Annotated in this window: 22 protein-coding genes and 1 pseudogene; 9 read left to right on the top strand and 14 right to left on the bottom strand. The window is 65.7% G+C overall.

All coding sequences use genetic code 11. The annotated features are described in order from the left end of the window. Window positions 1-46 precede the first annotated feature (46 nt). The 8 genes and pseudogenes from yidC to MH112_RS08480 form a co-directional block, all read right to left on the bottom strand. Complete coding sequence (gene yidC / locus MH112_RS08515) at window positions 47-1,849, bottom strand: membrane protein insertase YidC (RefSeq protein ID WP_296566484.1); 1,803 nt, start codon at window positions 1,847-1,849, stop codon at window positions 47-49. Next, window positions 1,768-2,261 (bottom strand): annotated as a pseudogene (gene rnpA / locus MH112_RS08510) (ribonuclease P protein component). Before rnpA ends, yidC begins: the two are co-directional and overlap by 82 nt. Before the next feature lie 36 nt (window positions 2,262-2,297). Next, window positions 2,298-2,432 carry a 50S ribosomal protein L34 gene (gene rpmH, locus MH112_RS08505; protein WP_293317463.1) on the bottom strand — a complete coding sequence of 45 codons (135 nt, stop codon included), beginning with the start codon at window positions 2,430-2,432 and terminating at the stop codon, window positions 2,298-2,300. A gap of 127 nt (window positions 2,433-2,559) precedes the next feature. Then, on the bottom strand, window positions 2,560-3,543 hold the full coding sequence (locus MH112_RS08500; protein ID WP_296566477.1) for an NADPH:quinone oxidoreductase family protein: 984 nt from the start codon (window positions 3,541-3,543) through the stop codon (window positions 2,560-2,562). A gap of 16 nt (window positions 3,544-3,559) precedes the next feature. Further along, entirely contained in the window at window positions 3,560-4,186 is a 627-nt protein-coding gene (locus MH112_RS08495; RefSeq protein WP_296566475.1) for a TetR/AcrR family transcriptional regulator, read from the bottom strand. Between the two features lie 141 nt (window positions 4,187-4,327). Then, window positions 4,328-4,729, bottom strand: a complete 402-nt coding sequence (locus MH112_RS08490) for a hypothetical protein (protein WP_296566471.1) — start codon at window positions 4,727-4,729, stop codon at window positions 4,328-4,330. Between the two features lie 62 nt (window positions 4,730-4,791). Beyond that, window positions 4,792-5,709 (bottom strand): SDR family oxidoreductase, encoded by a 918-nt coding sequence (locus MH112_RS08485; protein ID WP_296566468.1) that lies wholly within the window; start codon window positions 5,707-5,709, stop codon window positions 4,792-4,794. Window positions 5,710-5,876: 167 nt separating this feature from the next. Continuing rightward, complete coding sequence (locus MH112_RS08480; RefSeq protein WP_296566466.1) at window positions 5,877-7,823, bottom strand: methyl-accepting chemotaxis protein; 1,947 nt, start codon at window positions 7,821-7,823, stop codon at window positions 5,877-5,879. A gap of 320 nt (window positions 7,824-8,143) precedes the next feature. On the opposite strand from MH112_RS08480, the gene MH112_RS08475 reads away from it, so the two are divergent. The 4 genes from MH112_RS08475 to MH112_RS08460 all read left to right on the top strand — a co-directional run bounded on the left by MH112_RS08475 (window position 8,144) and on the right by MH112_RS08460 (window position 14,514). After that, window positions 8,144-8,413 (top strand): hypothetical protein, encoded by a 270-nt coding sequence (locus MH112_RS08475; RefSeq protein ID WP_296566742.1) that lies wholly within the window; start codon window positions 8,144-8,146, stop codon window positions 8,411-8,413. Between the two features lie 398 nt (window positions 8,414-8,811). Beyond that, window positions 8,812-10,230, top strand: a complete 1,419-nt coding sequence (locus MH112_RS08470) for a TolC family protein (protein ID WP_296566465.1) — start codon at window positions 8,812-8,814, stop codon at window positions 10,228-10,230. Between the two features lie 10 nt (window positions 10,231-10,240). Continuing rightward, complete coding sequence (locus MH112_RS08465) at window positions 10,241-11,401, top strand: efflux RND transporter periplasmic adaptor subunit (RefSeq protein ID WP_365786680.1); 1,161 nt, start codon at window positions 10,241-10,243, stop codon at window positions 11,399-11,401. Continuing rightward, a complete protein-coding gene (locus MH112_RS08460; RefSeq protein ID WP_296566463.1) occupies window positions 11,398-14,514 on the top strand; it encodes an efflux RND transporter permease subunit in 3,117 nt (1,038 codons plus the stop codon). The genes MH112_RS08465 and MH112_RS08460 overlap by 4 nt, the downstream gene beginning before the upstream one ends. Here the strand turns inward: MH112_RS08460 and MH112_RS08455 are convergent. Further along, window positions 14,511-15,491, bottom strand: a complete 981-nt coding sequence (locus MH112_RS08455) for a threonine/serine dehydratase (protein ID WP_296566460.1) — start codon at window positions 15,489-15,491, stop codon at window positions 14,511-14,513. The genes MH112_RS08460 and MH112_RS08455 overlap by 4 nt on opposite strands. Next, the gene (locus MH112_RS08450; RefSeq protein WP_296566459.1) at window positions 15,488-15,901 is read right to left on the bottom strand and encodes a VOC family protein; all 414 of its coding nucleotides are present in this window, start codon (window positions 15,899-15,901) and stop codon (window positions 15,488-15,490) included. Before MH112_RS08450 ends, MH112_RS08455 begins: the two co-directional genes overlap by 4 nt. 111 nt (window positions 15,902-16,012) lie before the next feature. On the opposite strand from MH112_RS08450, the gene MH112_RS08445 reads away from it, so the two are divergent. The 3 genes from MH112_RS08445 to MH112_RS08435 all read left to right on the top strand — a co-directional run bounded on the left by MH112_RS08445 (window position 16,013) and on the right by MH112_RS08435 (window position 18,906). Then, complete coding sequence (locus MH112_RS08445) at window positions 16,013-16,615, top strand: acyloxyacyl hydrolase (protein WP_296566456.1); 603 nt, start codon at window positions 16,013-16,015, stop codon at window positions 16,613-16,615. Between the two features lie 116 nt (window positions 16,616-16,731). Continuing rightward, on the top strand, window positions 16,732-18,021 hold the full coding sequence (locus MH112_RS08440) for an adenylosuccinate synthase (protein WP_296566453.1): 1,290 nt from the start codon (window positions 16,732-16,734) through the stop codon (window positions 18,019-18,021). A gap of 69 nt (window positions 18,022-18,090) precedes the next feature. Next, a complete protein-coding gene (locus tag MH112_RS08435; RefSeq protein ID WP_296566449.1) occupies window positions 18,091-18,906 on the top strand; it encodes a response regulator in 816 nt (271 codons plus the stop codon). Window positions 18,907-18,921: 15 nt separating this feature from the next. On the opposite strand, the gene MH112_RS08430 is transcribed toward MH112_RS08435, so the two are convergent. The 3 genes from MH112_RS08430 to MH112_RS08420 all read right to left on the bottom strand — a co-directional run bounded on the left by MH112_RS08430 (window position 18,922) and on the right by MH112_RS08420 (window position 21,472). Further along, window positions 18,922-19,293 carry a limonene-1,2-epoxide hydrolase family protein gene (locus tag MH112_RS08430; protein ID WP_296566446.1) on the bottom strand — a complete coding sequence of 124 codons (372 nt, stop codon included), beginning with the start codon at window positions 19,291-19,293 and terminating at the stop codon, window positions 18,922-18,924. A gap of 69 nt (window positions 19,294-19,362) precedes the next feature. Continuing rightward, a complete protein-coding gene (gene rpoH / locus MH112_RS08425) occupies window positions 19,363-20,250 on the bottom strand; it encodes an RNA polymerase sigma factor RpoH (RefSeq protein ID WP_296566443.1) in 888 nt (295 codons plus the stop codon). A 214-nt stretch (window positions 20,251-20,464) separates the two neighbouring features. Then, window positions 20,465-21,472 carry an RluA family pseudouridine synthase gene (locus MH112_RS08420; protein WP_296566441.1) on the bottom strand — a complete coding sequence of 336 codons (1,008 nt, stop codon included), beginning with the start codon at window positions 21,470-21,472 and terminating at the stop codon, window positions 20,465-20,467. A gap of 217 nt (window positions 21,473-21,689) precedes the next feature. Here MH112_RS08420 and MH112_RS08415 point away from each other — a divergent pair, with 217 nt between their 5' ends. Then, entirely contained in the window at window positions 21,690-23,366 is a 1,677-nt protein-coding gene (locus tag MH112_RS08415) for an alkaline phosphatase D family protein (RefSeq protein WP_296566439.1), read from the top strand. Between the two features lie 83 nt (window positions 23,367-23,449). On the opposite strand, the gene hisI is transcribed toward MH112_RS08415, so the two are convergent. Further along, entirely contained in the window at window positions 23,450-23,848 is a 399-nt protein-coding gene (gene hisI, locus MH112_RS08410) for a phosphoribosyl-AMP cyclohydrolase (protein WP_296566436.1), read from the bottom strand. 78 nt (window positions 23,849-23,926) lie between these two features. Here hisI and MH112_RS08405 point away from each other — a divergent pair, with 78 nt between their 5' ends. Continuing rightward, window positions 23,927-24,988, top strand: a complete 1,062-nt coding sequence (locus MH112_RS08405) for a serine hydrolase domain-containing protein (protein WP_296566434.1) — start codon at window positions 23,927-23,929, stop codon at window positions 24,986-24,988. Window positions 24,989-24,998: the final 10 nt, after the last annotated feature.

Raw genomic sequence — 24,998 nt, 5'->3', positions numbered from 1 at the left:
CGGGCCGCCTCCAGGGCGTCTGCGTCGAAAAGGTCGTCGGTGTCGCTCACTCGGCGACCTTCTTGGTCTTGAACCGGGCGATCAGGCTGTCGATCGGGTTATCGACCTGGAATTTCCGCATGATCAGGTACTGCTGGCCGATGGTCAGCACGTTGTTCCAGATCCAGTAGATCAGCAGGCCGGCGGCGAACGGCGCCATGATGAAGGTGAACAAGATCGGCATCAGCTGGAAGATGCGTTGCTGAATGGGGTCGGTGGCCGGCGGGTTCATGGCGGTGGTCAGCCACATGGTGAACCCATAGAGCAGGGGCAGCACCCCCAGGTGCAGCGGCCCGTTCAGGAAGCCACCGATCATCGGGGTCAGGGCCGGATCCCAGGGAATGGCCCCGAACAGGTTGAAGATCGTCGTCGGATCCCGAGCCGAAAGGTCCTCGATCCAGCCATAGAAGGGCGCATGCCGCATCTCGATGGTGACGGTAAGCACCTTATAAAGGGCGTAGAAGACGGGAATCTGCAGCAGCATGGGCAGACAGCCGGTCAGGGGATTGATCTTCTCGGACTTGTAGAGGCCCAGGAGCTCCTGCTGCTGTTTCGCCGGGTCGTCCTTGTATTTGGCGCGCAGTTCCTCGATCTGAGGCTGCACCTTCTTCATCTTGGTCAGGGACTCGTAGCTCTTGTTGGCGAGCGGGAAGAAGACCAGCTTCACCACCACGGTCAGGGCCAGGATCGCCAGGCCCACATTGCCGACGTGCTTGTAGATGAAGTTCAGGAAGTCGAACAGCGGACGGGTCAGGAACCAGAAGTTGCCCCAGTCCACGGCGGAATCGAGCCGGGGGATATTCAGATCACGCTCATAGGCCCGCAGCACGGGAACGGTTTTGGCCCCGGCGAAGAAGCGGGTGGTCTCGCTGATCTGGCGACCTGCGGGAATGGTGCGCGGCTGGCCCACATAGTTGGCTTCGAAAATTTCCACTGGCCCGGCGCGGGTGACGCGGAACTCGCCCTTGAGCTGCTCATCCTGTTCGGGGATCAGGGCCGCGAGCCAGTACTTGTCGGTGATGCCCAGCCAGCCGCCCTTGGAGGTGACCTCGGGGCCCCCCTCCTTGGCCCACTTGTTGTATTTCACCAGGCGCAGCTCCTCGCCTAGCCAGCCGACAGCTCCCTCGTGAACGATCTGGTTTTTGCCCAGGTCGCTGGGGATGCCCTGGCGCTGCACCGAGCCATAGGGGGCGAGCGTCACAGGGCCAGCACCGGTATTGGCCACCGTGTCGGTGATGGTGAACATGTAACGCTCGTCCACCGCGATCTGACGGGTGAAGGTCAGGCCCTGGCCGTTAGCGTAACGCAAGGTGATCGGGGTGGTGGGCGTCAGGGTCTCACCATCCACCAGGGCCCAGCGGGTATCGGGGGTCGGTAGCCCCGGCAGATTGGCGCCGGTCCAGCCGAACTCGGCAAACCAGGCAAACTCCGCCCCCTCGGGGCGCAGAAGCTCCTCTGACTCAGCCCCGCGATCGACGCTGACCTTGTAGTTGTTCAGGAACAGATCATCGATCCGTGCGCCGCGCAGGGCGATGGAGCCGGTCAAGGACGGGGTCGCCACCTGAGCCCGGGCCGTGCTGGCCACCACGGTCTCCCGATCGGCCATCTGGGCAGGCGCACCGGGCAAGGCAGGGTCTCTGCCCACCGCGCCGGCTGCAGGGTCCGCAGGGGCTTCTGCCGCCGCCAGGCGGGCGGCCTCGGCCTGCTGGCGTCTGGCCGCCGGCTCGATCACCAGGAACTGATAGACCACCAGGACGATGATCGCGCTGACCACGAAGAGGATCGTGTTGCGGGTGTTGTCATTTTGCATGGAGTCAGCGCGCTCAGGGCGAAGGAGGGGTTGCGGTCGCAGACGGGCCCGCCTGCCGCTCGCTTTCGGCCGCGAGGCTTATCAGCGCGCTTTTCACATCGTCAAGCAAACGCGGCCAGGCTCGCACCGGCGCGCCGCTTCGGGCGATGAGAACATAGTCGAATCCAGGCTTGGCCAAGGTCGGCAAAAGGGCATGGGCGGCCGCCCGCATGCGCCGCTTGGCGCGGTTGCGAACGACGGCACCGCCGACCTTGCGGGTGGCAGTAAAGCCCACCCGGACCAGCGGGGCTTGGTCTTCACGGTTGCGGGCCTGGACGACCACAGCACCGCGGGCACACGAAAACGCCCGCGCAGCAGCCAGAAAGTCTGGTCGCTTACGCAGGCGTTCGATCTTGATAGGGGCGTCGGTCACGCCGACACCTCAATTTCTACCGCTCAGCTAAGGCCCTTAGGCGCTCAGACGCTTACGGCCCTTGGCGCGGCGGCGCTGAATGACCTTTTGGCCATTCTTGGTGGCCATGCGCGCGCGGTAGCCGTGACGGCGCTTACGCACGAGTCGCGACGGCTGATATGTCCGCTTCACGTTGTTGGCTCCAGGTCAGAAAAACGAGGCGCGGAGATACGCCAACCACCGGGCCCCGTCAACCGCTCCTCGGCCGAAAAGGTCAATCGGGCCTCAATTGGCCGGGGTTGGTCGACGGCGCGAGCCCTCAGAGATCGGGGCGGATGACGGCCTTGCCCACCACCTGGCGCAGGGCCAGGCTGTCGAAGGCGGCCCGCCAGTCAGCCAGGGGATATTCGGCGTGCACCCGGGGGGTAACCGCGCCGGACTCGGCCAGGGCCCAGATCGCCGCCTGGTTCTCGCGGCCCTTGTCGGGGAACTGGCGCCCATACTCGCCGGCGCGGACGCCCATCAGGGAGAAGCCCTTGATCAGCGCCATATTGACCGGCAGCACCGGCAACCGCCCGGACGTGAAGCCAATGGACAAGAGCCGGCCATCAAAGGCGATGCAGCGCACGCTCTCATCGAACACGTCGCCGCCCACAGGGTCATAGATGATGTCGGCGCCCTGGCCGCTGGTGATGGCCTTGACCGCCTCACGGAAGCCGCCGGTGACGTTCACCGTGGCCTCTGGACCATAGTCAGAGGCGACCATGGCCAGCTTCTCGTCGGAGGCCGAGGCGGCGATCACCCGCAGCCCCAGATGTCGGCCCAGATCCACCGCCGCCAGGCCGACGCCGCCGGCCGCCCCATGGACCAGAAGCCACTCACCAGGTTCGGCCCGGGCCCGGCGCACCAGGGAGACATAGGCGGTGAGATAGGCCGTGGCATAGCCCGCCGCCTGACTGAAGGAGAGCCGCTCAGGCTTGCGGCGTAGGCCAGCCGCCGGGGTGATGGCGAAATCCGAAAAGCCGCCGATGCGGGCGCCGCCGACCACGGGCTCGCCGATCTGAAAGCCCTCAACGCCCTCGCCCAGGGCGTCCACTTCGCCGGCGATCTCCATGCCGGGGATGAAGGGCAGGGGCGGCTTGTGCTGATATTCGCCCCGGGTCTGTAGCAGGTCGGGGAAATTGACCGCAGCAGCCCGGACGCGGACCCGGACCTCGCCGGGGCCCGGCGCAGGGGTCACGATCTCTTTGAGGACGCAGCCGCCATAGTCGGCGGCCAGGGCCTCAACCATCAGGGCACGCATCAAGGTCTGAGCCTGATCATTGAGAGGACTGGGCCTTGGGCAGACCCTTCAGGCCAGACAGAATCAGCGCAGTGGAAAAGGCCACGGCACCTTCCACGTCCACGGGCCTGCGCCGGAGCATCTGGTCGCCGACCTCGCGGGCAATGGCGATACAGGCACCGGCCAGATAGTCAGCGTCCGCCGCCGGTGCCCCGCCCCGGGCGATTTCATCGAGGATGGCGGCGCGCACCTCGCTGAACACCGCCTCCATTTCCGGGGTCTGGCCCCGCACCTGCAGATGATCCTCGGCCGGCTGGCGGTCGGCCCACTGCTGGTGCTCGTCGGCGAGAAAGCGGAAATAGGCCATCAGCGCGGCGCGGACAAAGCTGTCGAAGTCGGCGTTCTGGCTGCGCAGGGATTTCAGGATCGGGGCAAACCGCCGGGCCCCATCATCGGCCAGGGCGGCGAACACTTCTTCCTTGGATTTGAAGTAGTTGTAGAAGGTGCCGGCGGCGAGACCTGTCCGTCGGATGATGTCGCGGACGGTGCAGGGCTCATAGCCCATCTCACCGAACACCTCGCGGGCGGCGTCGAGAATGGCGGTCCTGTTCTGAACCTTGGTCTGGGCGCGCTTTCCCACGTTAAGAATGGCGACCTGTGACATGCGACTCCGTACGCGAAACTGACAGGCGTCATTCTAGGCCGAGGTACGCCCTGAAGCCAATGATCTGTGGGTAAGGTTGGCCAGAAGCATCGAAATTGAGCCCGTCGCCACCGATCTGGGCGTTGACCGCTGTCGGCGGTGTCAGGCGGCGGGTCCGGCAGCGCCAGGACCACAGCCCAGCCGGCACTGGCCCCAGACCTGGGCGCACTCGTCCGATCCATCTCCGGCCAGACAGAAGTAATAGCTCTGGGCGCAGGTGGTCCGGCAGGCCAGGGCGTCGGGGACCCTCGGGGTCGACATCAGCACCGGCCCCGCCAGGGGCCTTAGTCCAAGGTCGACCGGGGGTGATACCGCCGGGCTCTCGGCCCCCACCGGTGTTTCGCCAGCGGCCGACCCGGCGACTTGCCGGTTTTCCTCGGCGCCCCGCAGTCCCAGGGCGGCTGCCCCTGGCCGTTCCATGGATAGCCGCGCCTGAGCGCCCGCCACTGCGGGCACGGTAAGGGCTGTCAGCAGGGCTAGGGTGACGGCGAGGGTCGAGCGCATGGCCTGACCTTGGCCTGCAGCCATTAAGGCCTGATTAACCACGTTCCGACGCCCGACGGAGATCAGACTGTCCGTTGCGCGCGGTCCTTGGCGTTGGTGCTCTGGATCGCAACCCTGGCCGCCTGCCATTCCTCATCGCCCCAGGCACGCAGGCGCGAGAAGTTGCCCCCGGTGGCCTGCCAGGCCGCTCCATCAATGGCGATGGTCTGGCCGTTCACATAGGCTGACAGGGGATGCAGCAGATAGACCGCCAGATTGGCCAGCTCGCGCATGTCGCCGACCCGGCCCATGGGATTGCTGCTCATATCCCCATAGGCACTGCCGCTCTCCTCGGCCTGGCTGGGATTGAGCCGGGCGGTCATGCCCTCGGTGGGGAAGGGGCCTGGGGCGATGTTGTTGAAACGGATCCCGTAGGAGCCCCACTCCACCGCCAGCGACTGGCTCATGGCCGCAATGCCGGCCTTGGACATGGCCGAGGGCACGGTGAAGGGGCCACCGTTCCAGATCCAGGTGACGAGGATGGAGACGACGGACGCCTTGCGGCCCTCGGCGATCCAGCGCTTGCCGCACCCCTGAGTGACGAAGAAGGCCCCGCGGAAAACGATGTTGGAAATGGCGTCGAAGCCCCGGGGGGACAGATCCTCCGTCCGGCTGATGAAGTTGCCGGCTGCGTTATTGACCAGGCCGGTAAGCGCCCCGCCATCGGCCCAGATCGTATCGAGCATGGCCTCGATGGCTTCGGGCACGCGGATATCGCAGGCCAGGCCCACGCATTTGCCCCCGTGGGCGGCCATCAGTTCGGCGGCGGTGGCCTCTACCACCCCACCCCGACGCCCACAGATATAGACCTCGGCGCCCAGCATCAGGCAGGCCTCGGCCATCACCTTGCCCAGGCCCGTGCCGCCGCCGGTGATCAGGATGCGTTCGCCGGTCATCAGACCAGGGCGGAACATCAGGTCGTTCATTTCAAGCTGGGCCATCTGCGGTTTCCTCTGTGATCGTTTCTTACGATCCCGCGCGCTGCCGCGACGGAGGTCAAGCCTTGCTGCGCTCGGGGGCAGGAAAGGCAGGCCGGTGGCGGCCAGAACGAAAGAAGCGCGCGGGGGACCGCGCGCTTCAGATTGTCTCGTGAGGCTTTGAGGGGGGCTTAGAACTCCTCCCAGCCCTCCGCATCGGCCTGGGGTTTCATGGCCAGGGCCGTTGCGCCGTAGGTTGCCGGGCGGTGCGCAGGCGGCGCGGCGCGGGGGGCTTGTCTGGCCTGGGCAGGTGCCTGGCGGCTGACGGGGGCGGTCTGGACCGACGACAGCTTGAAGCGCGCCACCAAACGCGACAGTTCGCGGGCCTCATCGGCCAGCACGCGGCTGGCAGCGGTGGACTGCTCGACCATGGCCGCGTTCTGCTGGGTGACGTGATCCATCTCGTTGACGGCCGTGTTCACCTGAGCCAGGCCCAGGGCCTCCTCCTTGGCTGAGGCGGCGATCTCGGTAACCAGGCCATTGATCTCGGCTACCTGGATGACAATGCGCTCCAGAGCCTTGCCGGTTTCGCCCACCAGACCGACCCCTTGGGAGACCTGCTCGGTGGAGGCGCTGATCAGGGCCTTGATCTCCTTGGCGGCTTCGGCCGAGCGCTGAGCCAGGGCGCGAACCTCGGAGGCGACCACAGCGAAGCCGCGACCGGCGTCGCCGGCCCGGGCGGCCTCAACCCCGGCGTTCAGGGCCAAAAGATTGGTCTGGAAAGCGATCTCGTCGATGACGCCAATGATCTGGCTGATCTGGGCCGAGGACTGTTCGATCTGACCCATGGCGGTGACGGCCCGACGCACCACTTCCCCGGAACGCTCGGCATCGGCCCGGGCCGAGGTGACGGCCTCACGGCCCTGCTCAGCGCCCGTGGAGGTTTTCTGGACGGTGGCGGTAATCTCGTCGAGGGCCGCTGCGGTCTCTTCCAGGGTGGCGGCTTGATGTTCGGTCCGGCGGGACAGGTCATCGGCGCCGCTGGAGATCTCGGTAGCGCCTGAATTAATGGACAGGGTGGTCGAGGAGATGGCGCTCATCACCTCCTCCAGCTTGGACACGGCGGCGTTAAAGTCGTCGCGGAGCTTTTGGTACTCCCCCGGGAAGCTCTCCTCGAGGCGATAGGTCAGGTCGCCATCGGCCAGGCGGTCCATAGCCTGCGCCAGGGCGCTCACCACCCTGGACTGCTCCTCGGCCACGGCGGCGGCGGCATCAGCGCTCTGCCGACGGGTTTCTTCGGCGCCCTGCCGGGTCGCTTCCTGCTCCTCGCGCAGGCGCTCCATCTGGATCTGATTGTCGCGGAACACGGTGAGTGAGCGGACGATGGCACCCAGCTCGTCCTTGCGCGCCAGGGCGTCCAGCTTGACCTCGTTGTCACCCCGGGCGAGCCGCTCGGTGGCCCCGGCGATCCGCTGGACAGCGCCGCGCATGGTCAGCACCGACATGAGGGCCAGGGCCCCTGCTGCCAGCAGCGTGACCAAGACTGCAGCGATGGTCATGTTCTGCGACATGCTGGCGCGAGCTTCGCTGGCGGCGGCCCGGGCGTCTGTCGCGTCTTGGGTGGCCTTGACGATGCCCGCCAGATTGACGGTCATCTCCTTGTACTGTTCTTCGAAGGGTGCGGCGAAGCTGGCGGCGGTGGTGAAGTCGACTCCGACCATCGCCATGATGATGTCCAGGGCGTCGCGGGTTTCCTTCAGGTCGGCGATCAGGGTGTCAAAGGCCGCATGCTGCGCAGCAGGTGCGGCGGCCTTGGCGGCTTCTGCCTCAACGGCGATGGCATCCACCTCGACCAGCATGGCCTGCCCGCGGCCCTCAATGGCGCCCACATCGATGCCGGCGGCCTGCTGGGTCAGCAGGTAATAAAGCTCGCCGTGCACATTGTTGATCCGCTCGGAGATCCGCTGGATCTGCAGGCTGTTGGGCATGTCGGTGTGCACGACCTGCCGCAGGGTGTCGGTCTGAGCCCGCTGCATGACGATGGTGCCCATGGCCAGCACTGCCAGCATGACCAAGGCGAAGGCCGGCGCGAAACCGATCTTCACGATCAAAGGTAAATCTACGAGCCGAAACCGCATCTGACGCCCATCCCCCGTGGTCCAGACGTTAAACATCTGGCGCGGCGTATGATGAATCGGAGGTGCTAACAGTTTCTAACCGTGGGTTGCGCTAACAGGCGGCTTCTCTCCTCCGGTTTGCGCGGTTGGCAGTCACTATAGAGATTCAGGGGTTGGAACGGACCGTCTGTCAGGTATCTGGCTATGGTTTATTCCCGTTTACCGATATTTGCGAAGACGAATTAGACAATTTTAACCTGAATCCCTGATGGTCCACTCACTTCCGGTCTAGAAGGAGTGGGTAGGTGAAAAATATCATCGCAGTGGGTGGGGGCGTCCTCATCAGCCTCGTGTTGACGTCAGCAGTTTCGGCGTCGGCGTTTGAACAAAGCATGGCGCGTTGCCTCTCAAAGCACGCCAATATGCGTGATGCAGCGACCGTAATGCTGGAATGCAGTGCTGACAGCGGTAAGCTTTCAGACTGCAAGGTGCTGCAGGACAGCGCAGCAGGTAAGGGTTTTGACAAGGCGGCGCTCTGCGTGGCCGAAGCTCTACCTATGGGTTCCAAGACGGGCCAGGTGAAGGTTCCGATGCGGTTCCCCGGCAGCTGAGCAGCTTCGAGAATTCTAATTCTTGACGATTTGACGCCCTCGAGGTCCGCCTCGGGGGCGTCTTTCGTTCATCAGTAGCCCATGGGCCCTAGTGATCCCAACCTAGACCCTCAGAACAGTGGGCCCCGGTCAAATCTATCCCGCGACCTATTGACGCAGGTAGATGGGCGGGGTGGTGTCCAGAGGTCTGGGGCAGATGGGCGGCGACGGACCCGCGCAAGGTCGCCTTAAGGGGCACCCTGGTCCGCAGAATCCTTTATGATGGGGGTCGGGAATATATCGTCCCTGCAATCACGGTGTTGCACACCTGTGGTCTGGGAACCCTCGCAGCCAGGGTCGGAAATCACCAGCTGCGCTATGATACTCCATGATTCGCGGCGAGGCCCGCCAGGACTGCCATGCGTCTGTCGACTTCGCTCGCCCTTCTTGCCGCCCTTTCCCTGAGCGCCTGCGCGACGCCGCGCGAGGCCAGCATCACCCTGCCGGCGGCCTATCCGGAGTCAGGTCCAGCCCAGGCCCAGCCGCTGGACCAGTGGTGGCTGGCGTTCAACGACCCGGCGCTCACCGCCTTGGTGACCGAGGCCCTGACACTGAGTCCTGACGCCCAGAGTGCCGAGGCGCGGCTTCGGGAGGCGCGGCTGATGGCCACCAGCGCCCTGACCACCTTTCTGCCTCAAGGTCAGCTGACGGGGTCGGGGCGGCGCACTGAGACCGAACAGGTCGACGGCCAGGTGATCAATATTCCGGGCTTTGCCAATTCCGGGACGAGCGAGGCCTATCAGGCCAACTTCAATGTCAGCTGGGAACTGGACCTTTTCGGTCGGTTTTTCGCCGTCCGTCGGGCTGCCCAGGGGGACTCCGCTGCAGCGCGATTCGCCTATGAGGGTGCCCGGGCGAGCTTGGCGGCCAGTGTGGCCGATGCCTATTTCCAGGCCCGTGGTCTGGCCCTGCAGCTGGGAGACGCCCGGGAGAGCGCCCGCATACAGCGATCGCTCTCTGATCTTGCCGAACGTCGGGTGAGCCTGGGGCTCGCTGCCCGGTCTGAGGCCGATCGGGTGGCGGGTGAGCTGGCCCAGACGGAGAGCCAGGTTGAGAGCCTGGAGGCTGAGCTCCAGGCCCAGCAGCGCACCTTGCTTGTGCTGGTCGGACGGGGGACCGCCCCCTTGGACGGCGCAGCCACACCGCCCCTTGGCGCCTCATTGCCGCCCGTTCCTGCAGCTGTGCCCGGCGAGATTCTTGCCCGGCGTCCGGATGTCCGCGAGGCGGAGGCCCGGGTGCGGTCGGCGGCGGGTCGCCTGACCTTTGCCCAGCTGGCCTTCTTCCCAACCTTTACCTTGACGCCGGGCCTTGGCCTGTCGCGCAGCGAGCAGCCAGGGTTCTCGGCCACAACCGAGAGCTGGAGCATCGGCGCGGCGGTGTCCCAGCCTGTGCTGAATATTCCTCGGCTGCTGTTGGACCTCAAGGCACAGGACGCCCGGACCGAACAGGCGGTGATCGCCTATGAGAAGGTCGTTCAGACCGCCTATGCCGAGGCTGAGAGTGCACTGACGCGCCTGGCCGCCGACCGCCGCCGGGTCGACCTGCTGACAGATGGTGAGGCCCGCGCTGAGCGGGCCTACGAGTCCGCCCGTCTCGGCTATGGCGCGGGGCTTACCGATTTGAACACCGCCTTGGGCGCTGAACAGGCTTGGCGCGCGACTCGCTCCCAGCTGACCAGCGCAGAGGTTCAGGCCCAGCGGCGGGCAGTACAGGCCTATAAGGCCCTGGGCGGCGGTTGGCCGTCCCAGGCGCTCCCTCCGAAAACCCAAGCCCGCTGAGGCTGACGGCATGATGCAGATGCAAAACCTTTCCACGCCCCGTCGCCGCATTCCGATCCTGGCCCTGATGTTGGCGGGCATGGTTGGTCTGGCTGCCTGTAGCGAAGAGGCGACGCCGGAAACCGCCGAGCAACAGGCCCGCGCGGTCTCCGTCGTTCCGGTGGGGTCCCAGCCCATCACAGGATCGGTGTCGGCGTCTGGTCCTTTGGTTCCCCGGGAGGAGGCCGCTGTCAGCGCTGAGATCAGCGGCTTCCGGGTGGCCCGTGTTCTGGTTGAGCCTGGCGCCTATGTGCGGCGGGGGCAGACCCTGGCGGTGCTCGATGGCGCGCTGCTTCAGTCCCAGCTTCAACAGCAGGAGGCTGCCCTGGCCCAGGCTGAGGTTCTGGCCAAGCAGGCCGAGAGCCAGGCGGCGCGGGTTGACGGTCTGGAGAACCAGGGCGTCCTGTCGAACGAGCAGATCGAACAACGTCAGTTCCAGGCTCAAAGCGCCCGGGCTCAGGCCCGCGCTCAGGCGGCCGGCCTTGCCGATCTGCGGGCCCGTCAGGCGCGCCTGTCGGTGACCGCGCCGGTCTCCGGTCTGGTGCTGGCCCGGAACGTTCGCCCTGGCGATCAATCGGGGGTCGGAAGCACACCCTGGTTCGTAATCGCGCGGGACGGTCTGATTGAACTTCAGGCTGAGGTTTCTGAGCCTGATCTGGCCAGGATTCGGAGTGGCCAGTCGGTTCAGGTCGCCCTGCAAAATGGCGAGACTGTGCTGGGTCAGGTCCGGCTGCTCAGCCCACAGGTGGATGCTCGAACTCAGTTGGGCAGAGTCTGGATCAGCCTGCCCAAGGGCTCAGGCATTCGGGCCGGCGGCTTCGCCAGCGCCGCCTTCCAGGGCGGTGGCGCATCATCCCTCACGGTGCCGGAGACCGCCGTTCGTTATGATGGCGACGGTGCCAGCGTGATGGTGGTCGGACAGGACAATCGCGTAAAGCGCGTGGCGGTGAGCACCGGTGCCCGCGGCGGCGGTCTGGTGGAGCTGGTGCGCGGCCCTGCCGCCGGGGCGCTGGTGGTCGAAAGTGCCGGCTCCTTCCTGCTTGAGGGCGACCTTATCCGACCGGTCCGCGCCTCTGCGGCCGGGACGACAGCTGCCGCGACCCCCAGCACCAAGACCGAGCCCGCGAAATGAGTTCGCACCAGCCCATGGGGCTCTCCACCTGGGCCATTCGGAATCCGGTTCCGGTGGCGGTGCTGTTTATCGCCCTGACCCTGGCCGGGCTGCTGTCCTACGGCAATCTGCCGGTCAAACTGTTCCCCAATGTCCAGTTTCCTGCCGTTTCCGTCACCGTAACCCAGAGCGGTGCGGCGCCGGGGGAAATGGAGACCCAGATTACCCGCCCGATTGAGGACGCCCTGGCGGGCATCCCCAACGTCAAGAACATTTACTCCACTGTGACCCAGGGGGTCTCGGTCACCAGTGTTGAATTCGAGCTGGGCGAAGACCTGCAGAAGGCCACGGACGACGTTCGATCACGCATCGACCAGACCCGGGCCGTGCTGCCTCGGGAGATCGACGAACCCACTGTCCAGCGGATCGAACTCGATTCCCAGCCGATCATGACCTACGCGGTTGCCGCGCCGAACATGTCTGATGTGGAGCTCTCCTGGTTCGTGGATGACACCCTGGGCCGGGCTGTCCAGGCCAAGGACGGGGTAGCCCAGGTGGCTCGGGTCGGCGGCGTCACCCGCGAGATCAATGTGGTGCTCGATCCTGACCGTCTTGCCGCCCGAGGGCTGACGGCGGTTCAGGTGAACAACGCCCTTCGCGCCTTCGACCTTGACGCCCCCGGTGGTCGGGTCGCCATCGGCGGCCAGGAGCAGAACCTGCGGGTCCTCGGCGCGGTCAATAGCGTCGAGGCGCTTCGGCAGCTCACGATACCCACGGGCCAGGGGGGCTATGTCCGCCTGTCCGACATTGCCGATGTGGGGGATGGGGCCTCCGAGCCCCGGGGCTTTGCCCGTTTGAATGGCCAGCCCGTGGTGGGCTTCATGGTCATGAAGACGCGGGATTCCAGCGATGTGGCCGTCGAAGACGGCGTGCTGGAGGCTTTGGCCGAGCTGGAAAGTCAGCATGAAGGCGTGTCCTTCACCAAGATCTTCTCGTCGGTGGACGAAACCCGGGCCAGCTTCCGGGCGACACAGACGGTGCTCATAGAGGGCATGCTGCTCGCCGCCCTGGTGGTCTTTATCTTCCTGCGAAACTGGCGCTCGACGGCCATCGCCGCCGTGGCCATGCCCCTGTCACTGATCCCGACCTTCTTTGTCATGGACCTGCTGGGGTTCTCCCTCAACATCGTGACCCTGCTGGGTCTCACCCTGGTGATCGGCATCCTGGTGGATGACGCCATCGTTGAGGTGGAGAATATCGAAAAGCGGATCGTCGGGGGCATGCGGCCCTTCCAGGCGGCCCTTGAGGGCGCTGACGCCATTGGCCTAGCCGTTGTCGCCACCACCGCCTCGATCGTGGTGGTCTTCACCCCGGTCTCCTTCATGGGCGGCATGGCCGGCCAGTTTTTCCGGGAGTTCGGCATCACTGTCTCGGTGGCCGTGATCTTCTCCCTGCTGGTGGCGCGGTTGCTCACCCCGCTGATGGCCGCCTATCTGCTGAAGCCCGTCTCCGAGCCGCATCCGCGCAAGCCCTTCAAGGGGCTCTACCGCGACACCCTGGAATGGGCGCTGGATCACCGGATTCTGGCCTGCATCGCCGGGGGCGTGCTGTTTGTGGCGTCTCTGGCCCTGATTCCCCTGCTGCCCAAGGGCTTCCAGCCGGCGGGTGACCCTGACTATCTCTATGTGAACGTCCAGGGCCCCCCCGGGGCGACCGCCGAGCACATGGAAGGCGTCGTCCGCGACATTACCCAGACCTTTGCGGCGCGGCCTGAGGTCACCAACATCTTCGCGCAGATCGGTTCAACCGTGGCCACCCAGGGCCCTGGCGGCGGCGGCGGCGGGGGTAGCGATCTTCGGAGTGGCACGGTGACCGTGCTGCTGAACGAAGACCGCGATCTGACGGGCGCGGAAATGCGCCGTGAGATGCGCGAAGCCCTGCGCGAGATCCCCGATGCCCGTGTGACGTTCCTCGACGGCCAGGGCCAGGCGGGGATTCAGATCGTCCTGACCAGCTCTAACCCCGACGCCCTGCGGGGCGCGGCATTGGAGCTTGAGCGGCAGATGCGCGAACTGCCGGAAATCGCTGAGCCCCGCCCCTCAGTACCCCCCACCGGTCCTGAGTTGATCATTCGGCCCCGCCCGGCCGAGGCCGCCCGTCTTGGGGTCAGCGCCGAGCAGATCGCCACCGTGGCTCGGGTGGCCACGGTCGGTGACATCGACGCCAATGTGGCCAAGATGACCATTTCCGAGCGGCGCCTGCCGATCCGTCTGCGCCTGCCTGTTGAGGCCAGAACCGACCTCGAGGCCATCCGCGCCCTGCGGATTCCCACCGCCACAGGGGGCGTGACCACCCTAGGTGCCGTGGCTGATGTAGAATTCCAGGCTGGTCCTGCCCGGATTGAACGCCTGAACCGCAGCCGCCAGCTCACCGTCCAGGCCGAGCTGAACGGGGTGGAGCTCGGCGACGCCAATCAGAAGGTTCAGGCCCTGCCGATCATGCAGAACCTGCCAGAAGGGGTCGCCCCGGCCGAGACCGGTGAGCTTGAAGCGATGCAGGAGCTGTTCGGGGCCATGGGCCTCGCCATCTTCGCCGGGGTCTCCATGATCTTTGCGGTGCTGGTCTTGCTGTTCCGCAGCTTCTTCAAGCCCCTGGTCATCCTGTCGGCCCTGCCTCTGGCGGTGGGCGGCGCGTTCCTGGGTCTCCTGGCCTTCCAACTGTCCCTGTCGATCCCTTCCATGATCGGCTTCCTGATGCTCCTGGGGCTGGCGGCGAAGAATTCCATCCTGCTGGTGGAGTACGCCATCGAACGCGAGCGGGAAGGGATGCCCCAGCGCGAGGCGCTCATTGACGCCTGTCGTGAGCGGGCCAGGCCCATCGTCATGACCACGGTGGCCATGGCGGCCGGCATGCTGCCCACTGCGCTCGCCCTGGAAAAGGGAGCCGAGTTCCGTCAGCCCATGGCTGTTGCCGTGATCGGTGGCCTGATCACCTCGACCATCCTGTCGCTGGTTCTGGTGCCGGTGGTCTATGAGTTCGTCGATGACTTTGAGCGCTGGCTGAAGCCCCGTCTGGGACGCCTGATCACCCCCCGCGAAGCGCCCGGTCCTGCAGTCCCTGAGGACAGGCTCTAGATTTCGTGACGCAGGACCTGGGCGAACTGCTCTGGATCGACATTGCCGCCGGACAGGACCAGGGCCATGACCTTGCGGCCGGTCACGTCGATCTTCCCCGCCAGCAGGGCGGCCAGGGCGGCTACGCCGCCGGGCTCAACCACCAGCTTGAGGGTCGAAAATCCGTAGCGCATGGCGTCGGTCACCTCGCGGTCGCTGACCAAGGCCACATCGCTGACGGTCTGTTGCAGGATCGGGAAGGTCAGGACCCCAGGGAACGGTGATTCCAGGGAATCGCAGAGCGACCGCCCCGTCGGCTTGAGCACCAGGCGTTCGCCGGCCTGGAGCGAGCGGCGGGTATCGTCAAACCCTTCTGGCTCCACCCCCACCATGGCGGTGTCTGGGCTCAGCCCCTTGATGGCCGTGGCAAGGCCCGCCAGCAACCCACCCCCGCTGATCGGGGCGGCGACCAGGTCCAGCTCAACGCCGAGCGCCCGGGCTTGGGCGACCATCTCCAGACCCACCGTGCCCTGGCCCGCCATGATGTGCAGATCATCAAAGGCCGGCACGACAACCGACCCCCGCTGACTTGCAATCTCCGCAGCGATCGCCTCCCGACTGTCGGTCAGGCGGTCATAAAAGCGCACTTCGGCACCATAACCCTGCGTGGCGGCGACCTTCACCGCCGGAGCGTCCCGGGGCATGACGATGAGGGCGGAGATCCCCAAGAGGCGAGCCGCCAGGGCCACGCCCTGGGCGTGGTTGCCCGACGAAAAGGCCACAACGCCTCGGGCCCGTTCATCCGGCGTCAGCTGGACCAGACGGTTGTAGGCACCGCGAAACTTGAAGGCACCTACTCGCTGTAGGGTCTCGGCCTTCAACAGCACCCTGAGGCCCATCCGATCATTGAGGGCTTCAAACTCGAGCAAGGGGGTCTCAAAGGCCTGACCCTTCAGGCGCTCGGCTCCCGCCTCGATGTCCGCAAGGCTCAAACTCACTTGGCGAAGACCATGGCGTCGTCGGCGAAGGCCTTGAATTCCAGGGCGTTTCCAGAGGGATCAAGGAAGAACAGGGTCGCCTGCTCCCCGGGCTGTCCCTTGAAGCGGACCTGTGGGGCGATAATGAACTTGGTCCCCGCCGCCGTGAGCCGATCGGCCAGGTCCTGCCAGGCCTCCAGGGTCAGGATCACCCCGAAATGGCGGACTGGGACGTCCTCGCCGTCCACGGCGCTGGTTTGCCGGTGGCCAACTTCGTCAGGGGCCAGATGGGCGACGATCTGATGGCCGTAGAAGTCGAAATCGATCCATTCGGGACTGGACCGTCCCTCCGGGCAGCCCAGCAGTTCGCCATAGAAGGCGCGGGCTTCGGCAAGGTCGGCGACGGGAAAGGCAAGGTGAAAACGGGGCATGGTCATGAAATCTGATTAGCCCGGGTTCAGGTCAGGCGCGATGGTTTTAAGCTCGGCTTGGCCGTGCTTTTGTGTCACCGACCCATAGCGGCAGGTTGGGGGCGAATCACCATGCGGAACTTTGCAGCGGCCACAGGCCTAGCCTTCGCCCTGGCGGGAACAGCGGCCCCGTCAGCCCAGGCCGCCGAACTGGTGGTTGGCGCTTTCGCCCATGATGTCACCTTTATTGGCGAGGCGATCGGCTCCGGTGCGCCCGGCCGTGAGGAGGGGATCGACCTGCACCTGGGGGTGCGCAGTGAGCCGATCGGCTACCTGTTTGGCAAACCCCAGCTGCACGCCTTTGTGTCGCTCAACAGCGAAAACACCAGCAACTTCGTCGCTGCGGGCCTGTCCTGGCCGATCAGCGTGACCGAACGTCTATACGTCCGGCCTGGGCTTGGTCTGGCCTATACGGACGGAGAGGCGGGATTGCCGGCGGTGAACGCGCCGGGGCTGACGCCCATTGAGATTGCCCGCCGACTGGAGCTCTATAACAGCCGGATCGACTTCGGGTCACAGATCCTGTTCCAACCTGAACTCTCGGTTGGCTACACCCTGACCAGAAGCCTGTCGGCCGAACTGTCCTGGGTGCACATCTCCAACGCCCAGATTTTCCACCAGGGAAAGAACCAGGGCCTTGACGCGGCCGGCGTGCGCCTGATTTACAGCTTCTGACCGGCACCGGCCCAAGGGGCGACTGAGGGCCGGTTCCACAATCGATCACATCCTCCCGCCGAGCCCTGTCGAAGGGCGGGAAGGATCCGCCCGGCAGGCGGAAGGATCGTATCTCAATGGCCAATGTGACGGTGATCGGTGCCCAGTGGGGCGACGAGGGCAAGGGCAAGGTCATCGACTGGCTGGCCAACCGCGCCGACGTGGTGGTGCGCTTCCAGGGTGGCAACAATGCCGGCCATACCATCGTGGTCGGGGAAAAGACCTACAAGCTCTCCCTGCTCCCCTCCGGCGTCATCCAGGGTAAGCTGTCGATCATCGGCAACGGGGTCGTGGTCGATCCCTGGTCCCTCCTGGACGAGATCACCCGCGCCCAGGGTCAGGGCCTGGGCATCAATCCGGACAACCTGATCCTGGCCGAGAACGCCACCCTGGTCCTTCCCCTGCACCGCGACCTGGATGGGGCGCGGGAAGCCCGGGCCGGAGCGGGTAAGATCGGCACCACAGGCCGGGGCATCGGTCCAGCCTATGAGGACAAGGTCGGTCGCCGGGCCATCCGCTTCGCTGACCTGGCCGATCCCGAGGCTTTGGAGGTGAAGATCGAACGTCTGCTGGCCCACCACGGTGCCCTGCGGATCGGGCTGGGCCTGCCGGAAGCTCGCCCGGAAGAGATTCTCGCGCAGCTGAAAGAGCTGGCTCCCCGGATCCTGCCCTATGTGAAACCGGCCTGGCGAATCCTGGGCGAGGCCATCAAGGCCGGACAGCGGGTGCTGTTCGAAGGGGCCCAGGCCACCCTGCTCGATGTCGACCATGGCACCTACCCCTATGTGACCTCCTCCAACACGGTGGCTGGTCAGGCCGCGGCGGGGGCCGGCGTCGGCCCGACGGCGGGCGGCTATGTCCTGGGCATCGTCAAGGCCTACACCACTCGGGTCGGCGAGGGGCCGTTCCCCACCGAGCTGAACGACGAGACCGGCCGACGTCTCGGGGAACGGGGCCATGAGTTCGGCACCGTGACTGGCCGGCCCCGGCGGTGCGGATGGTTCGATGCGGTGCTGGTGAGACAGTCCATCGCCGTCGGCGGAATCCAGGGTGTCGTCTTGACCAAGCTCGACATCCTCGACGGGTTTGAGACCCTGAAGGTCTGCGTGGGCTACCGATTGGCCGGCAGGACCGTGGACTATCTTCCGGCCGGTCTGCGGGATCAGGCGGCACTGGAGCCGATCTATGAGGAAATGGAAGGCTGGAGCGAAAGCACCCGGGGTGCGCGGTCGTGGAAGGATCTGCCAGCCAACGCGATCAAGTATGTCCGGCGGATCGAGGAGCTCATCGGCGCGCCAGCTGTGCTGTTGTCCACCAGCCCTGACCGGGACGACATCGTCATGATGTTGGACCCCTTCCAGGGCTGAACAAGGCTGCGGCGTAAGGCCTTGTTTACACGCTGATGGCACCTTCCCCGTATTGGGGACCTGGCATCCGTGTTCAATGACGACCGCAAGATGATTGATCGGATGGCGCCCGCGTTGCAGCGGGTGCTGATCATCGATCCGTCTTCGGCCGGGTCTCGGATGCTGGCCGACCTGATGCGCAGCCTCACCCATTGCCAGGTTTGGGTTGCCCCTTCGGCCGGAAGAGCCATGGAAGTGATCAAGGGGGTCGACCCGCAGATCATCTTCATTGAGCACGCCGACCGCGGCGGGGTCGATGGCATCGAGTTCACCCGGCGCCTGCGCCGCAGTGAGGCCAGTTGTCGCCAGGCACCCGTGATCATGATCCTGACCCAGCCCACCTCGGCGTCGGTCATCGGGGCCCGCGACGCGGGTGTGCACGAGTTTCTGCGCAAGCCGTTCACCACAGGTGACCTGCTCAAGCGTCTGGCGGCTGTCGCCTTGAAGCCCAGGGATTGGGTGGAAGCGGTGAGCTATGTGGGCCCCGACCGTCGGCGGTTCAATTCCGGTGACTATCAGGGCACTTTGCGGCGACGGTCCGACGCCCGGGCGACCCCAGAACGCGGTCGCATCGTCCAGGCCGTGAAGATCCTGAAGTCTGCAGCCGGTGCCCTGGAGAGCGATCCTGTCCAGGCGCTCCGGGCCATGAAAGCCCAGGGGGCTGACCTTCAGTCTGTGGCGGTCAAGACTGGGAACATGAAGCTGGCTGCTGCGGCGGCGGACTTCCATCGGTACCTGGGCACCGTGGTGGACCCCCGGCGTCTCGACCCGGCTCAGGTGGCCTATCATGTGGCTGCCTTGGCAACCTTCGCGCCGGAAGACACCGCCCAGAAGCGGGTCGCCTGACCTGGTCTGTTGCGCCTATTTCAGGGCCTTCAGATAGGTCGACAGGTCGAAATAGTCCCGCCAGACCTTGATCTGGCCCTCCGACATTTCAAATACCCCGCAGCAGGGCAGATCCACGGGCTTTCCGCCAATGATGGTCCGGTCAATCCGTTCAGCGATCACCTTGTCGCCGTCGGCCATCAGGGTCAGGATCTCCCAGTCGGTGGATGACCAGTCCCTGATAAAGGCGGCAATGAACTGACCGATAGCCGCCCGCCCCTGGACAGGGCCGGTCGGCATGTTGTGATAGACGCCGTCCTCACAAAAGAACGCTGCCAGTTCCACAGGATCTCGGCGCGACCATGCGGCGATGAAGGCTGTGATAATCTCGGCATGGTCGTGGGCCATGAACGCTTCCCCTTGATGACTTAGGTTTCGGGGGAAGGTCCACGGCCCGAGCGCTGAGGGCAAGTCCGATCAGACGTTGACCAGATTCCGGTCTTCGGCGGCGGTCTGCATGGTCTTCTGCAGCTTTTCGAAGGCCCTGACTTCGATCTGCCGAACCCGCTCGCGGCTGACGCCATATTGGCCCGCCAGTTCTTCGAGCGTTGTCGGATCGTCTTTCAGGCGCCGCTCGGTGAGAATATGGCGTTCCCGATCGCTCAGTTCGGCCATGGCCTCCTGCAGCAGACCCATGCGCAGGCCGCGTTCCTCGTTGTCGGCGACCACCGTCTCCTGGCTGGGCGCAGAGTCATCGGCCAGCCAGTCCTGCCATTCGCTCTCGGAGTCCGAGCGCAGGGGCGCGTTCAGCGAGGCGTCCGGGCCCGACAGGCGGCGGTTCATGGAAATGACCTCTTCGTCCAGAACGCCCAGCTTGGTGGCGATCTGGCGGACCTGGTCGGGATGCATGTCGCCTTCTTCAAAGGCGCTGATCTGGCTCTTGGCCTTGCGCAGGTTGAAAAACAGCTTCTTCTGCGCCGCCGTGGTCCCCATCTTCACCAGCGACCAGGATCGCAGGATGTATTCCTGGATCGAGGCGCGAATCCACCACATGGCATAGGTGGCCAGGCGGAAGCCGCGGTCGGGATCAAACTTCTTGACCGCCTGCATCAGGCCGACATTGCCCTCGGAGACCACCTCTCCGATCGGCAGGCCATAGCCGCGATAACCCATGGCGATCTTGGCCACCAGCCGCAGATGGCTGGTCACCAGGCGGTGGGCGGCCTCGGGGTCCTCGTGCTCCTGCCAGCGTTTGGCGAGCATGAACTCCTCATCCTTGGCCAGCATGGGAAACTTGCGGATGTCGCTGAGGTACCGGCTCAGGCCGCCTTCCGGCGACATGACGGCGAGCGATTGCACGGCCATGACTATCCCCTCTCGATGTGGACTGCCGGGCCGCCGCGCGGGTGCGCGCAGGTCCCCCCGTCCCCTTGGCCTGTCAGATAGGTGCTCAGACCTTGGAGGGGAAGGCCGCCGGGGAGGGCGACCGGAAAGTCCCACTTGTGAACTCGGGTATTTGTAGCCTGCGATCTGGGCGGGAGCAAGGCGAGTTGATCCCAAACCCTTGTGGCGTCTGGCCTCAAAGGTCGTTCAGCAGAACTTCCAGCTTGGCCATGTCCTCTGGCAAAGGCGCCTCGAAGCGCAGGGGCTCGCCTGTGATGGGATGGATGAATCCCAGGACGGCGGCATGCAGGGCCTGCCGTGTCAGCCCCGCCTGCGCCATGGCCGCCCGTACTGCGGGCGCAGGACTGCCCGACCCATAGACCCCGTCGCCCAGACAGGGTGCGCCTTTGGAAGCCATGTGGACACGGATCTGGTGGGTTCGCCCGGTTTCTAGCCGACAGCGCACCCGGGCTGCCGTCGGGCGGTCGGCGGGACCAAAGAGGTCGGTGGTCTCATAATGTGTGATGGCCTCGCGTCCCCCGGAGCGAAGCACGGCCATCTTCTTGCGATCATGGGCCGAGCGGCCCAACAGGCTTTGCACCGTCCCCTTGCGCGGCTTTGGCGCACCCCGGGTCAGGGCCACATAGGCTCGATCGATGTCGTGATGAAAGAACAGGGCTGACAGGCCTTGGTGAGCGGCGTCGGTCTTGGCGCAGACCAGGACGCCTGAGGTGTCCTTGTCGATCCGGTGAACGATGCCGGGCCGGGCGACCCCGCCGATCCCCGACAGGCTCGCCCCACAATGGTGCAGCAGGGCGTTGACCAGGGTGCGGTCGGGTGAGCCTGGGGCCGGGTGCACCGCCATGCCCGGAGGCTTGTCCACCACGATCAGGTGATTGTCCTCGAACAGAACCCGCAAGGCGATCGCCTGCGGTTCAGGGTCGGCAGCCAGCACCGGGGGGACCAGGATGGCATAGGGCCCCGCCTGGGCCTTGGCCGACCCATCCCGAACGACCTCGCCGTCGCGGGTTACAGCCCCAGCGCCCAGCAGAGCCTGGATCCTGGCCCGGGACAGGTGTTCGGCAAGGCTTGCCAGGGTCTTGTCCAGGCGATCTCCGGCGGCCTCTGGGGGCACTTGGAGGATCAGGAGGTCACCCTCTTCGTCTACCTCGGAGGGCGGCATGGTGAGAGGGTCAGCGCCCATGTCCGCCTGTGATGTCCTGCGCCGCGCCTTTGCGTGGTCGAATCGAATAGGTGGTGATCATCTATCAGCCGAGGGTGAACGCGCGCCGAACTATGGGGCCGGCGGGGCAAAAAGTGACGGCCGCATCGCCCTCCCACGCCAAAGCCATCATGCTTCTGTCGCAGAATAGCCTTTTATTGCACGCGCGCGACGACGGCGCGAGTTTGGGACAGTCAGAATGAAGATCGATCGACGCCGGGCCCTGGCCCTTCTGGGAATTGGCGCAGCCGCGCCGCTGACCGCCCGCGCCCAGTCGCCCTATGCCGGGCCGGTGGCCTTCGAGCACGGTGTTGCCTCTGGCGATCCCCTGGCCAATGCCGTGGTGCTTTGGACCCGGATCTCGCCGAAGGCCGAAGGGGCCGGGCCGATCAGCTTTTCATGGCGGCTGAACCCCGTCGATCGCCGGGCGGGGGGTGCCAAGTCCGGGACTGGCGTCACGGGCCCCGACCGTGACTATACGGTCAAGGTCGACGTTACCGGTCTGGATCCGGCCCGGGCCTATACCTTTGAATTTGAAGCCAACGGCGTCACCTCTCCCATGGGGCAGACCCGCACCTCGCCGGTGGGCCCCGTCGAGGACGTGGTCCTCGCCGTGGCCTCCTGCTCGCTGTATCCCAATGGCTATTTCAACGCCTATCGGGCCATTGCCGACCTGCCCCGGGTCGATGCCGTGGTTCATCTCGGCGACTATATCTACGAGTATGGCGGTGAGGGCTCGTACGGCATGGACTCCGCCGTCGCCCAGGAGCGGGCATCGGTGCCCGCCCACGAGATCGTCAGCCTCGCCGACTACCGGCAGCGCCATGCGCAGTACAAGTCTGACCCCGATCTCCAGGCCGCCCACGCCCGGGCCCCGTGGATCGTCACCTGGGACGACCACGAAACAACCAACAACTCCTGGACCGGCGGCGCTGAGAATCATCAGCCTGAGACCGAAGGGGACTGGAACCTTCGTAAGGCGGTTGCTCTGAAAGCCTATTTCGAATGGATGCCGATCCGTGACCCGGCTCCAGGCGTCAGTCTCGATGCGATCAACCGGACCTTCCATTTCGGGGACCTGGTCACCCTGATCATGCTGGAAACCCGGCTCAACGCCCGCGACGTACAACTCGATTACGCCAAGGACCTGACGATCACCAATGATCGCCCGGACATCGAGGCCTTCGTCCAGAAGCTCAACGATCCTGGCCGTCGGATGATGAGCGCCGCCCAGGAGGCCTGGCTGGCCGGCGAGCTGTCAGCATCGGTCAAGTCCGGCCGCACCTGGCAGGTGCTCGGCAATGCGGTGGTTATGGGCCGGCTGAAGATGCCCAGCGCCAAGGCCTCCCTCGGGGAGGCTGAATATACGAGGATCCTGGCTACCCTGCCGACGCCAATCGCAGGCTTCATCAATCGCATGGAGACCATGTCGCCCTTCGGCCTGCCCTATGGCCTGGACATGTGGGATGGCTATCCGGTGGCGCGGGAGCGGCTCTACGACACGATCGCTGCTGCCCAGGCCCGCACCATTGTGGTGTCTGGCGACAGCCACGCCTTCTGGGCCAATGAGCTGTCCGACGACGAAGGCGTGCTGCGGGCCGTGGAGTTCGGCACGACGGGGGTCACCAGTCCGGGGATCGGCGACTATGTGAAGACGCTACCTGCCGGTCAGCTGTTCGCCGATGCCTCATCTGAGGTGATTTACTCTGATCACGACGCCAAGGGCTTCATCCTTCTCACCCTCACCCCGGACACCGCCAAGGGCGAACTGGTCAAGGTCTCCACCATCGTCTCCCGGGAGTTTGAAGCCAAGGTGAGCAAGACCTTTGTGACCACGGCCCAGGCGACCGGCGTGTCACCGCTCAAGGCGGTCTAGGGCCTTAAGTTGCGTCCAGGAGGGCGGCCCGGTTTAGAGCAAATGTCGCTCCGATAGGTGTGTCACGCTTATCGGAGAAGGCTCTAGTCGGGCCGCTCCACCAGCCGCCCGTCCTCGACCACCCGGTAAAAGCAGGACCGGAAGCCCACATGGCAGGCGCCGCCGTCGCCCTGGGGCAGGACCTTGAGCCAGACGCAATCCTGATCGCAGTCGATGCGGGTCTCCACCACCTGCTGCACCTGACCGCTGGTCTCGCCCTTGAGCCAGAGCGCATTGCGCGAGCGGCTGAAATAGTGCGCCTGCCCGGTGGAAAGGGTCAGGGCCAGGGCCTCGGCATTCATCCAGGCAAACATCAGCACCTCGCCGGTCTGCGCATGGGTAGCGACCGCCGCGATCAGGCCAGTGGCGTCAAAGCGCGGAGCGAGGGCGGTGCCGCGCTCCAGGTCATGTTTGTCGGAAGCGATGGGAAATTGGACGGACATGGGCAAACTATAGCCTTCCTTCCCGGCCAGGGGGAGGCTTCGCGGCGCAGCTTGCGCCAGCCTTGGAGATGAACCGCCATGAGCCTCAGCCGTCGCGCGCTGCTATCGACCCTCGCCCTGGCTGCGCCCACGCCGGCCTTCGCCCAATGGCCCTTTGGCCTGGGGCGGCGGACCCCGAGGGGCCAGGAGGGGCGGGCGGACTATGCAGGCCTGCCCTTACGCCAACAGTTCGGCGACTGGCAGTTCGACCAGATCCGCGCCGCCGTCTCCACCCGTCTTCAACCGGTGATCCGCGACGGGCTTGAGGCCCGCTTTGTCCAAAGCCTGATGGATTTGCCCGGCGTAGAGGCCGCCATGGCCGCGGTGGCTGAACCCGGCGGGGCGGTCTGGACCCACACCTGGACCCGCGAGCCCGGCAGACCGCCAACCCGCTTTGCCTGGGACGGCCTGCTTGAGACCTATACGGCCACCGCCGTGCTGCAGTTGGCGCAGGCGGGGGAATTGGGCCTGGACGCCACGATCGATCGCTGGGCACCCGACCTGCCCAATGCCCGTTGGATCACGCTTGAAGACCTGATGGCGAACACCAGCGGTCTCCCAGACGTTGCACTGGCCACCGCCGCCGGCTTGCCACCGACCTTTGCCCCCGGCGCAGCCTGGGGCGCCTCGGAGGCCAACCCGGCGCTGCTCCGTCAGGTCCTCGAGGCGACTGACCAGACCCCATGGGCGCAAGCCTTGTCCCGACGGATCGCGCAACGGCGTGACCTTGTGGAGACGGACTTTGGCACCGCCGATGGGGGGGTCTGGGCTTCGGCGCTGGATGTCGTGCGGTTCTGGCGGGACCTGTTGGGCGACCGCCTGCATGGACAGGACATCACCCGGCGGCGGTTCTACCGGCTTCACCCGACCGGCACGGTGCCCGGCGACTATGCTGGCCTGGGGGTTCGGGTCCGCGACCTGGCCGCCGAGGGGCCTTCGCCCGCCGACACTTGGCTATTCTATGAGGGCGCGGCCCCTGACGCGCCGGCCATGGTGGCCTATTCGATGGCCCGCAGGGCTACCGTGGCGGTGGTCCTGCGAGGGACCGGCGCGGCGGACCCGGTGGCGCGCAGCCTGCTGAACGTCCTGCCCTCTACCTGAACCCTCGACG

It is taken from the genome of Phenylobacterium sp. (assembly GCF_022402485.1).
GTDB lineage: Bacteria > Pseudomonadota > Alphaproteobacteria > Caulobacterales > Caulobacteraceae > Phenylobacterium.
The sequence above is the reverse complement of the archived record's forward strand: the minus strand, read 5'-3'. Positions and strand labels throughout refer to the sequence as shown.